Below are 11,836 nucleotides of genomic sequence, written 5' to 3' on the forward strand. Positions count from 1 at the left end.
CAGCTTTATTAGCGGAGCGCGCCGTTTAACCAGAATGGCGCATGCGATAAGGCCTGCTTGCGGCTGGATTCGTACCAGCCTTGACGACGTTCGGCCAGCGCCTGCTGCAGTTCGCGCCAGCTTTCGATATAAGGACCGGTTTCGTCATCGGGATAAGCACCGGACAGCAGGATAAATGCCGACACCTGACGGGTCAGGCGCGGCAACTGTTCCTCGTATTCATCCTCGTTCAACGTGCGCGTGAAGGCCTCTTTCAACTCGGCCGCGCTGCGTCCCAGCATAATGTCGCTGAAACGTTTGAATGAACCGTCGAGCTTGGTTTGCGCCTTGGCGTCGATAAAGGGTTTCCAGGCGCCGGTCACCAACCATGATGTGAGCGCTAACTTACACTGCAGGTATTCTGCGCTGTAACACAACACCTGCGGCTGAGTGCTCTTATCAATCAACAGCGGCTCCAGTGCGGTCAGGCGGGCGCGCAGATCGGCGCTGGCTTTGCGTGGTACCAGACCACCGAAGATCACCAGTGCCTGACGGATCAGCGCAATCGCCTCCATAACCGAGCGACGGGCCTGGGTATCACCACGCAGCCACAGCTCTTCGTGATACTGCCAGTGGCTCAGGCCCAGTTCGAAGCTGGCAACCATACCCTGTTCTACGCTGGATTTGGCCGCAGGCTTCAATACCGCCAACGGGCGGCGCTCACGCGGAGCATTGCCCTGCGCCAGATGATAGCCGCGCGCCGCTTTGCTCAGGTTGCCCTGACGCAGGCCGCCGTGCATCGCCAATTCTTTGGCCAGCGCCAGCAGATCGTCGGTATTACCCGTTTTAAGCTCCAGCTCAATCTCGCACAGCGCTTCACTCAGCTCACCGGCGCTGACCTCGCCCTGGTCAAGCCCAACCTCAATCTCGCTCTTACCGTAAGTGACCACCCACTTCTCACGCACGAAGTCGGTGCGGAACAGGGGCTGCAACGCCTGCTGCAGCGCGTCGACATCACAGCCTTGCGGCCAGATATCCGCCGGGAACCGTTCCAACGCCAGCTCCGGCGTGGTGATAGCCACATTATATTCCGGGCGCTGATGCAAACCCGCCACCACCTTACCGGCGGTTTTGATGGTCATTTCATAACTGTCGTCGAAGCCGCGGATACGCAGCCCCATATCCTGACTGCGCAGGAAATTATCGGCGGTTTCGAAGTAGATATTGGTCAGTTTTTGCGGCGCGGAATGCTGATGAGGCCAGGCAGCCAACTGCTGCGGCAAAGCGGCAACCGCATCCGGGGTAGCAATAAATTTCAGTTCTATTTCAACGGTCATAAGTCTTTTACACCAATAAGTTACGCATTCGCGTCAGCCTTCACGGCGGCGGGCCTCGCCTGCCGCGCTCTGCCCGATGACGCACAGTTGCCGTTATCTTACCGCGATTCCCTGCACCTTAACCCTGCTAACTGCAGAAAAAACCTGTTACGTTATAAAACACTGCGCAACTCACAGAATCTGCCACAGTAAGATAGTTCTCATTCCGGTTTTTGCGTTGCGTCGTCAGACTGAACGCTCTACTATCGTTCCCATAAATTCACACAGAAACGATGAACTAATGCAGAAATTACGCCTAATTTGCCTTGCCGTGCTGAGCTTCAGCATCACTTGGGGCGCCCATGCCGAAGATAAACGCTATATCTCCGATGAATTGAATACTTACGTCCATAGCGGCCCGGGTAATCAGTACCGTATCGTCGGTACCCTGAACGCCGGTGAAGAAGTCACCCTGTTGAGCGTAAATGACAGCACCAACTATGGCCAGATCCGCGATGCGAAAGGCCGCACGACCTGGATCCCACTCAATCAGCTGAGCCAGACGCCAAGCCTGCGCACCCAAGTGCCGGCGCTGGAGCAACAGGTAAAAACCCTGACCGACAAGCTGGCCAACATCGACAATAGCTGGAACCAGCGCACGGCAGAAATGCAGCAGAAAGTGGCCGGCAGCGACAGCACCATCAGCGGTCTGCAGCAGGAAAACCAGGATCTGAAAAATCAGCTGGTGGTTGCACAGAAAAAGGTTAACGCGGTTAATCTGCAGCTCGACGACAAACAGCGCACCATCATCCTGCAGTGGTTCATGTACGGCGGTGGCGTAGCCGGCGTAGGCCTGCTGCTTGGCTTGTTGCTGCCACACCTGATCCCGCGGCGCAAAAGCAACAACCGCTGGATGAACTGATTTCAGTCTCCTTCTGTTTGAGATCGGGCGCCTGCGGGGCGCCCTTTTTATTGGCTGCGGCACCGCCCGGCTAATTGAGGTAATCTGGTCAGCAGAAGCCTTAAGATAAATTCAGGAGTTAACAGTGAAGACTTACCTGGTCGGCGGCGCCGTCCGCGACAGCCTGCTTGAGATACCGGTATTCGACCGCGACTGGGTGGTGGTGGGCGCCGCGCCGTCAGAGCTGATCGCGCTGGGATATCAACAGGTCGGTAAAGACTTCCCGGTGTTTCTAAATCCCAAGACCCATGAAGAATATGCGCTGGCGCGCACCGAGCGGAAATCCGGCCAGGGCTATACGGGTTTTACCTGTTACGCCGCGCCGGACGTGACGTTGGAACAAGATCTGCAGCGCCGGGATCTGACCATCAACGCCATCGCCCGCAGCGCCGACGGGGAGTTAATCGATCCTTTCAACGGCGTGGCCGACCTGCAAGCGCGGGTGTTACGCCATGTATCTGAAGCTTTTGGTGAAGATCCGTTGCGCGTGCTGCGCGTGGCGCGCTTTGCCGCCCGCTTCGCTCATCTGGGTTTTACCGTCGCCCCGGAAACCGCGGAGTTGATGCGTCAGATGGCGAACAGCGGCGAACTGGCGGCGCTGACCCCGGAACGGGTCTGGAAAGAAACCGAGAAGGCGCTGCAGAGCCAAAGCCCGCAGGTCTATTTCCAGGTGCTGCGCGACTGCGAGGCGCTCAGCGTACTGTTCCCGGAGATCGATGCTTTATTCGGCGTGCCGGCCCCCGCCAAATGGCACCCGGAGATCGATACCGGCATTCACACGCTGATGACGCTGGCTATCGCCGCCCAACTCAGCCCCGAGGTCGACGTACGCTTTTCGGCGCTGTGCCATGATTTGGGTAAAGGGCAGACACCAAAAGAGCTGTGGCCCCACCACCACGGCCATGGGCCTGCCGGTGTTGTGCTGGTCGATGCCTTGTGCCAGCGGTTGCGCGTGCCCAACCCGGTACGCGACCTGGCCAAACTGGTGGCCGAGTATCACGACCTGATCCACACCGTTAACAAGCTGCGCCCGGAGACCCTGTTGAAACTGTTTGATGCGGTCGATGTCTGGCGCAAGCCTCAGCGGTTGGAGCAGATGATCCTCACCAGCGAAGCCGATGCTCGCGGCCGTACCGGATTTGAAAACAATCCCTACCCGCAGGGTGACTATCTGCGCCAGGCGTTTCAGGTGGCGAATGCCGTCTCGGTAAAAGAAGTGGTGGCCAGCGGCCTGCAAGGACTGGCGATCCGCGATGAGCTCAAACGCCGTCGTCAACAGGCATTGGCCGACTGGAAACAAACCCAGGATATCCTGAAAGACCAGGCATAAAAAAACCCCGCAGCGCGGGGTTTTTTATTGACGTGTCGCTTACATGAAGACCATGTAAACCACGGCGGCAACGATAAAACGATAGATGGCGAACGGCACAAACGAAATGCGTTTGATCAGCGACAGGAAGGTTTTTATCGCGATCAGCGCTACGACGAAAGCGGTAGCAAAACCGACGGCGAACATCGGTAAATCGCCCATCGTCAGGAAGTGCAGGCTCTTGTACAAGTCCAGCCCGCTGGCACCGATCATCATCGGCACCGCCAGAATGAAGGAGAACTCGGAGGCCGCATAACGGTTAACGCCCACCAGCATACCGCCGGCAATGGTCGAACCTGAACGGGAAAAGCCCGGCCACAGCGCCAGACACTGGAAGCAACCAATCATAAACGCCTGGCGGTAGGTGATGTCATCCAGCCCTTCAGCGCTCGGTTTTTTCGGCTTCAGCCATTCTGCCGCCAGCAACAGGAAACCACCGACCACCAACGCATACATCACGTTTTTCGGCGCGAACAGCGATTTGATGAAATCATGGAACAACAGCCCCAGCACCACCGCGGGGATCATCGCCAGCAGGATATGGCCCAGTTTTAACCGGCCCGCCGTTTTGCCTTCGTGCTCAACCGGCTTACCGCCGAAATGAATGCCGATCAGCCCGAACAGACGGCGCCAGAACATCACCACCACCGCCAGAATCGACCCCAACTGAATGATCACTTCAAAGGTTTTGGCCTTATCGCCGGTAAAACCCAGCCACTCGCCAACGATGATCATGTGCCCGGTAGAAGATACCGGCAAAAATTCAGTTAACCCTTCAACCACCCCAAGAACAAACGCAATAAACAGTGAATGCATGTCCGCCATGTGCTTCGATCACCCCATAAATTTACGGCTATAAACATAAAAAAGCGGCAGTGTTCAATACATTGCCGCTAAAACAATTCTCAGGTTCAGACCAGGTTAACGGCCTTTAGTTGCACCTGTATGACAGAACATCACACCGGACGGGTACCACGCTCAATAATCACCCCAACCCGGCTGGCATGTGCAACAGCGCCCGGTTTGCTGACCTTAATACGGACCCAGGGGGATTTGAAGCGCTGGAGCAATATTTCAGATATTTCCTCCGCCACCCGCTCCACCAACGCAAAGCGATTTGGCTCCACGTGCTGGATGATGGCTTCACTGATATCGGCATAGCTCAGACAGTCGTTCACGTCGTCGCTGGCAGCTGCCTGGCGGTTATCCCAGCCCATTTCGATATCGAACACCAGCTTCTGGCGAATGTTTTGTTCCCAGTCATAAACGCCAATGGTGGTGATTACGGTAAGTTCTTCTATAAATACGATATCCATCACGTCATTCTCTGTTTTTGGCCTTGCCGGATACCACTTCCAGCGGAATATGCGTATTATCCCTTTATGTTGCGAGTAAAACGACCCTTATTAAACGGAACCGCGTTATGAGTGCTACCGCGCTTGGCATGATTATCTTCGCGTATCTGTGTGGCTCAATTTCCAGTGCGATCCTGGTTTGTCGGATCGCCAGGCTGCCCGATCCGCGTGAACATGGCTCAGGGAATCCAGGGGCTACCAACGTCCTGCGCATCGGCGGTCGCCTGGCGGCGGCGGCGGTGCTGGTTTTCGATATTCTCAAAGGAATGCTGCCGGTCTGGCTGGCATACAAGCTTAATGTCCCACCGCTGTACCTGGGGCTGACGGCAATTGCCGCCTGCGTTGGGCACATCTATCCGGTGTTCTTCCATTTCCGTGGCGGCAAGGGCGTGGCAACAGCATTTGGTGCCATAGCGCCGATAGGCTGGGATCTGACCGGTCTGATGACCGGTACCTGGTTGCTGACCGTGTTGCTCAGCGGTTACTCTTCGCTGGGCGCGATTGTCAGCGCGCTGATTGCCCCCTTCTACGTTTGGTGGTTCAAACCGCAGTTCACCTTCCCGGTAGCCATGCTGTCATGCCTGATCCTGATGCGGCACCACGACAACATTCAGCGCCTTTGGCGTGGGCAGGAGGGAAAAATTTGGGCCAAATTCCGCAAGAAAAAGCCTGAAGCGGTTGAACAGGAAACCAAAAAAGAAGAGTAATTCATAACGCCAGGGGCAGGTCAGCCTGCCCCGAATTAACCCGGTTACTGTTCCCCACGGTGCCCGGTTTTTTGAGTTATCACTCTATCGTCGTGAATATATTGCGTTTTCCCGCCAGAGTAACGCCTCTGCAGTAATAATATCCCTCTTTCAAAATCGCATGAATTGCCAAATGGCCCCATCGCTAATGATTATCATTAGCGACAATTAAATATTGTCATTCCCTAAAGATGGATCATCAATAAAATGCCTATGAAGACTATTCGGCGCCTGATAATAAAACAGCCTAACCTTTTTATGCTGCTGGCAGGAATATGTACCAGTTCATTGGCTTATGCCGCAGGGGAAAACGAAAGTGTCATTACCGTTTATGGCGAGGGAAATACGGCAGAAGAAGCCATAGGATCCAATGGAACCTATGCCGCCAAACAAAGCGTTACGGCAACAAAAACCAGCACGCCATTAATCAAAACTCCCCAGTCTATTTCCGTTATTACGCAAGAAGAATTACAAACCAAACGCCCAGCCACCATTAAAAATGCGCTCAACTATACGCCGGGTATAATGACAGGCAACAGCGGCAGTTCGAGCATATTTGATAGCGTCATGATCCGGGGATTCAACAACGTCAGCCAGAATATCTATTTGGACGGTTTGAAATTACAAGGGGATATGTATGCCGACAGCAAAGTGGATCCGTATTTTTTACAGCGGGTAGAAGTTTTGCGCGGCCCGGCCTCGGTGCTGTATGGCAAAAGTAATCCCGGCGGCGTTATTTCCAGCGTCAGCAAGCGTCCACAAAAGCAGCCATTGCATGAATTACAACTGCAGGCCGGCAACCATCACGAATGGAAAACCCAATTCGATTTCAGCGACGCTCTTGATGATGAAGAAGCATTGGCTTACCGCTTAACCGGTAATTATTACGAAGCGCACAGCCAGCAAAAGGGCGAGCGCGAAAAACGCTATGCCATTGCGCCTTCTTTGCTTTGGCAGCCGTCGGATAAAACCTCGCTGTTGTTTCAGCTGTCTTTGCAAAACGAACCACGCACCGGTTATTACGGCTGGCTGCCAAGCGAAGGAACTTTGACTTCCGGCGAATTCGGCAAATTGTCTCCTTCGTTTAACGAGGGCGAGCCCAGCTATAACCGTTTCGAACGCCAGCAGCGCACTGTGGGCTATCAGCTTGATCATGCCTTCAACGATACCTGGTCCTTCCATCAGGCCGTCCGCTATCAGCATACCAAGGTCAACTGGCGCAGCATCTATGGCAACGGCCTGTGCAACCCAATGACCTGCATGGGAGTAGCCCCCCAGCAATACGGCACCACCTTGTCCCGCGCAACCATGGTCAGCGACGAGAGATTGAATGGGTTAACCACCGATACTCGGCTGGTAGGGAAATTGAACGCCGGCAGTTGGCGCCACACCCTGTTGATGGGGATCGACTATTCGCAGCTGCGCAACGATCTGCAAAACAAGATGGGCTCTGCCGCGCCGCTCAATCTGGTGAACCCGCAGTATGGCAACCATGATGTGCTTTATTTTGGCGACACCCATACGATTAACAAAAACCACCAGTTAGGCACTTATCTGCAGGATCAGGCCGAATGGCAGAACTGGGTATTCACGCTGGGCGGCCGCTTTGACCACAGCGTCGTAAAAACCCATGAAAGCAGTAATATGACGGGCGCGGAATCCTCATCCAGCATCACGGATAATGAATTCACCTGGCGTGGCGGCGTTAACTATGTCTTCAATAACGGCATCGCACCTTACCTGAGCTATAGCGAGTCATTTGAACCCAATAGCGGCAACAGTTTATCAGGCCAGGCTTTCAAACCTTCCCGAGGGAAGCAATATGAAGCAGGGATTAAATTCATCCCTGATAACGCACCGGTTTCTGCCTCTATCGCCGCATTCCAACTGACCAAAGACAATAATTTACGCCGTGATGCCCTTAACCCTTATTACAATGTGCAGGAAGGCAAAATCCGCTCTCGCGGGATTGAAATTGAAGGTAAGGCCGCACTCACTTATAACCTTAATTTAATCGCAAGCTATACCTATACCCATGCAGAGTTCCGCGATAACTCCGGTAATAATGGTCATACTCCAGCCATGGTGCCTAAACATATGGCTAATTTGTGGACCGATTACACCTTTAATCAAGGCTGGCTAAATGGGCTGAGCCTCGGCGGTGGCGCACGTTATGTGTCAAGCACCCCAGGTGACGATGGGAATAATTTCAAAGTCCCGAGCTATACGGTTTTTGATACCGCCATAAAATATCAACTGGATGACATCCCCGGACTGGAAAACGCAGAAATTGCTTTAAACGTAAATAATCTTTTTGATAAGCACTATGTTTCCTCTTGCTTTACCAACAATACCTGTTCATGGGGTGCAGAACGGCAAATCCTCACCACATTAACCTTGCATTGGTAATAGCAAATATTACAGCCCTATTCTTTCGAAATTATATTGAGCTACATGTCGTGCTTTAATTATGGCGTTTGATTTTCGCCACTCTATTTCTTGGCCAATCTTGGCCAAGAATCCTTATTTATATTCCTCAGGGGAGTTATTATGAGTAGTCATCAAACGGGGGCCGGTAAGCCTGGTCCTATCGGGCGACTGCTGCGGCCTATACGTGGGAGCCTTATTGTCGCCGGGGTACTGGCAGCTATCGGCACAATATTCACGCTGGTGCCGTTGGCGGGCATTGCCCATATTGCCGTCATTGTTTTGGGTCATCAGGTACAAACAGGAGCCGCTACTTCGTTTCTGGCGGCGGGTGGGATTGGCGACAGCGTCGTCGTCTGCCTGGTCAGCCTGTTTGTCGGCTTAATCATTGTCACCCTGGCCGAAGTGCTCGCACACCTGGCCGATAACCGCATTACCCATGGCCTGCGCATTACGGCGGCCCGGCATCTGGCACAGGTGCCCTTGGGGTGGTTTAGCGACCGTGCCTCAGGCGAAGTGAAACAGGCGATGCAGGACGATATTGGCACTCTGCACGATCTCACCGCCCACTTTTTCACCACGCTGGGACGCACAATCGGCGCGATGCTGATCTCGGTTATCTACATGTTCGTCATGGACTGGCGGATGGCGATCGTCTCGATCATTCCTTTCTTCCTGTTCTTCTTCATTTTCGGCAGGGCTCAGAAAGCCGGAGCGCCCCATATGGGCGAGTTTGTTAAGGGGTTAGGCCGTATCAATAATGCCGTAGCCGAATTCGTTAACGGCATCCCGGTGATCAAGACCTTCAGCGGCGGCGGCAAAGCGCACAGCAGCTACCGTAAAGCGATCGCCTCCTTTACCCAGGTATTCACCCGTACCATGAGCCCGGTGATCAAGACCATCGCGCTGGCGAATGCCATCGTTGCTCCGGTGACCGTATTGGGGGTGGTGTTGGTTTTCGGTACCTTGTTTGTGGCACTGGGCTGGCTTGAACCGCTTAACGTCTTGCCGTTCGCCCTGGTCGCACCGGGTATTTCCGCCCCGCTGCTGCTAATGGGCTTTATTACCCACGGCCTGCGTAATGCCACAGGGGCGGCGGAGCGCATACAATCGCTGCTGGACATGCCGATCCTCACGCAGCCGGAAGTGCAGCCAATGCTGAAAGACGCGGAGATCCGTTTCGAACAAACCGGTTATTCCTACAATAGTGACAGTCACGTGCTGGCAGACATCAACCTCAGCCTGAAACCCGGCAGCGTAACCGCCATCGTCGGCCCATCAGGCGCGGGCAAATCCACCCTGGCGCGCTTGCTGTTGCGCTTCTTCGATCCGACGCAGGGGCGCATCACGCTTGGCGGCGTCGATCTGCGCGAAATGAGCTCGACCCAGCTTTATCAACACATTGGTTTCGTGTTGCAGGAAGTGAAGCTGATCCACGCCAGCCTGCGAGAAAATATTGCGTTGGGTCGCCCCAATGCCAGCATGCAAGAAATCGAAGCCGCCGCCATGGCAGCCAATATTCACGATCATATCCTGAGCTTGCCACGGGGCTACGACTCGGTAGTCGGGGAGGATGCAAAACTCTCCGGGGGTGAACAGCAGCGCGTAAGCATTGCGCGCGCCGTGCTGTTGAACCCACCGATTTTGGTACTGGATGAAGCCACCGCCGCCGCTGATGCGGAGAACGAATACCTGATTCAGGAAGCCCTTTCCAACTTTGCCAAAAATCGCACGTTACTGGTGATTGCCCATCGGTTAGATACCATCATGCACGCCGATCATATCGTTGTGCTTGAGGACGGCACGATCCGCGAACAAGGCAACCATGCTGAGTTGTTGGCTGGCCAAGGCCGCTATGCTCGCCTCTGGGCTGCGGGGGGTTACGAAAACATGACGAAACAGGCGGATCAACCATGTTAAAAACATTTATGCAGTTGCTCGGCAACGATGCTCCCATATTCCGTCGTTATATCGGCATGGCCGCGCTTTACGGTGTGTGTTGCGGCCTGACGGTCACCACCTTGGTGCCTATAGTCGGCTATCTGCTGCAAGGTGAAGTCTACACGGCGGCCGGTTGGCTGATAGCGCTTTTCGCCGGCGTACTTTTGAGCTGGCTGTTGCGCAGGCGCGTCGATTTCGCCGGCATGAACGTAGGTTCATCGCTGTTACTGACCGCCCGTCAACGCATTGGCGACCATGTGGCTACCTTGCCTATCGGCTGGTTCACTCCTGATAATACGGCGCGACTCAGTCATGTGGTTTCTCAGGGGATGATGGATGTGGCGCAACTCCCGGCGCACCTTTTTACACCGATCGTCAGCGGTGTCGTCACGCCGCTGGTGCTGGTGATAGCGCTCTGCACCCTGCAGTGGCAAATGGGGCTACTGGCGCTGGCGGCCCTCCCCCTGATTGCCGGTATTTTCCTGCTCTCAGCGCGGCTCGGTACCCAGGCTGACGAAGCCTTCCATCAGGCATCCGCCCACACCAGCCAACGTATGGTGGAGTTTGCTCAGGCACAGTCCGTACTGCGTGCCTTCAATGGCGAAGGCGGCGGGACCCGTTTCCTCGAACAGGCCATCGATCGGCAGTATCAGTCAGGCAAGCGGCTTATTTATATCTCCACGGCCTCTGTGGTGCTCAACTCCTGGGTAGTGCAACTGGTGTTTGCCACCCTCTTGGTCACCGGAGCCACGCTGCTGAGCCATTCTCAGGGGCACCTGCCGGCTATCGGTAGCGCCGTGGGGACGGTGATCGCCCTGATGCTGGTTAGCCGCTTTATCGACCCGTTGCTGGACGTTGCCAGTTATGGCGAAGCCCTGCGAAACGCCCGCGGCCAGTTAAATGCCGTCAGCGAAATTTTAGCCATTACCCCCTTGCCCGAACCTCAACAGGCGCAACGGCCACATAACGGCTCGCTGGAGCTGCGCGATGTTTCGTTCAGCTATTCGCCAGAACAGGCTGCCGTACTGCACGGGGTCAGCTTTAAGGTTGAACCCGGCACCATGACCGCACTGGTTGGCGCATCCGGCTCGGGTAAAACCAGCCTGGTTCGTTTGATTGCGCGTTTCTTTGACGTCACCGGCGGGGCAGTGATGATTGGCGGAGCCGACGTACGCCAGATCCCTAACGAACAATTGACGGATCAGATCAGCCAGATTTTCCAAAATACCTACCTGTTCCAAGGCAGCATTGGCGAAAACATCCGTCTGGGTAAGCCGACGGCCAGCGATGAGGAAGTGTTGATGGCCATCGAACAGGCCGGTGCGGCGGAAATCATCGAACGGCTGCCCCAGGGGCTGGATACCCCGGTAGGGGAAGGCGGCGCACGGCTTTCCGGCGGCGAGCGCCAGCGTATTTCTATCGCCCGCGCGCTGATTAAAGACGCCCCTGTTCTGCTGGTTGATGAAGCGACTGCGGCACTGGATCCCGAGAATCAAGCGATCATTGCCGACACCCTGGCACGGCTGCGCGGCAAGAAGACGTTGATTGTCATTGCGCACCAGCTGTCGACGGTAGCGATGGCCGATCAAATTCTGGTACTGCAAGACGGCGAAATTGCTGAACGCGGCACCCATGCCCAGCTTGAAGCCCTGGGGGGACGCTACGCGCATTTCCTGACTCAGCGGCACAGAACCAAAGGTTGGCGTATTGCCTGACTGAAAACTGAAAAGGCTCCCACGAGG

General features: G+C 55.1%; 9 protein-coding genes. 6 read left to right on the top strand and 3 right to left on the bottom strand.

The window, feature by feature from the left end; all coding sequences use genetic code 11:
* Positions 1-8: 8 nt before the first annotated feature.
* Complete coding sequence (locus AAZT04_RS18050) at positions 9-1,316, bottom strand: inorganic triphosphatase (protein WP_129983999.1); 1,308 nt, start codon at positions 1,314-1,316, stop codon at positions 9-11.
* A 280-nt stretch (positions 1,317-1,596) separates the two neighbouring features.
* Between AAZT04_RS18050 and AAZT04_RS18055 the strand changes: the two genes are divergently transcribed.
* Together AAZT04_RS18055 and AAZT04_RS18060 are read left to right on the top strand one after the other, a co-directional pair.
* A complete protein-coding gene (locus AAZT04_RS18055; RefSeq protein WP_020828715.1) occupies positions 1,597-2,217 on the top strand; it encodes a TIGR04211 family SH3 domain-containing protein in 621 nt (206 codons plus the stop codon).
* Between the two features lie 124 nt (positions 2,218-2,341).
* Positions 2,342-3,586: a multifunctional CCA addition/repair protein gene (locus AAZT04_RS18060; protein ID WP_046372588.1), complete on the top strand. Its 1,245-nt coding sequence runs from the start codon at positions 2,342-2,344 to the stop codon at positions 3,584-3,586.
* 39 nt (positions 3,587-3,625) lie between these two features.
* Here AAZT04_RS18060 and bacA read toward each other — a convergent pair whose 3' ends face one another.
* Entirely contained in the window at positions 3,626-4,450 is an 825-nt protein-coding gene (gene bacA, locus AAZT04_RS18065; RefSeq protein WP_020828717.1) for an undecaprenyl-diphosphate phosphatase, read from the bottom strand.
* A 131-nt stretch (positions 4,451-4,581) separates the two neighbouring features.
* Positions 4,582-4,941 (bottom strand): bifunctional dihydroneopterin aldolase/7,8-dihydroneopterin epimerase, encoded by a 360-nt coding sequence (gene folB / locus AAZT04_RS18070; RefSeq protein ID WP_020828718.1) that lies wholly within the window; start codon positions 4,939-4,941, stop codon positions 4,582-4,584.
* Between the two features lie 107 nt (positions 4,942-5,048).
* On the opposite strand from folB, the gene plsY reads away from it, so the two are divergent.
* The 4 genes from plsY to AAZT04_RS18090 all read left to right on the top strand — a co-directional run bounded on the left by plsY (position 5,049) and on the right by AAZT04_RS18090 (position 11,809).
* Entirely contained in the window at positions 5,049-5,687 is a 639-nt protein-coding gene (plsY, locus tag AAZT04_RS18075) for a glycerol-3-phosphate 1-O-acyltransferase PlsY (RefSeq protein WP_020828719.1), read from the top strand.
* 252 nt (positions 5,688-5,939) lie between these two features.
* On the top strand, positions 5,940-8,135 hold the full coding sequence (fhuA, locus tag AAZT04_RS18080) for a ferrichrome porin FhuA (RefSeq protein WP_434681200.1): 2,196 nt from the start codon (positions 5,940-5,942) through the stop codon (positions 8,133-8,135).
* Positions 8,136-8,276: 141 nt separating this feature from the next.
* Positions 8,277-10,073, top strand: coding sequence for an ABC transporter ATP-binding protein (locus AAZT04_RS18085; protein WP_434681202.1), 1,797 nt, complete (start codon positions 8,277-8,279; stop codon positions 10,071-10,073).
* A complete protein-coding gene (locus AAZT04_RS18090) occupies positions 10,067-11,809 on the top strand; it encodes an ABC transporter ATP-binding protein (RefSeq protein ID WP_048759835.1) in 1,743 nt (580 codons plus the stop codon). Before AAZT04_RS18085 ends, AAZT04_RS18090 begins: the two co-directional genes overlap by 7 nt.
* The last annotated feature ends 27 nt before the right edge of the window (positions 11,810-11,836 follow it).

The sequence above is a fragment of the Serratia sp. Je.1.23.a genome, assembly GCF_051129805.1.
GTDB lineage: Bacteria > Pseudomonadota > Gammaproteobacteria > Enterobacterales > Enterobacteriaceae > Serratia > Serratia liquefaciens.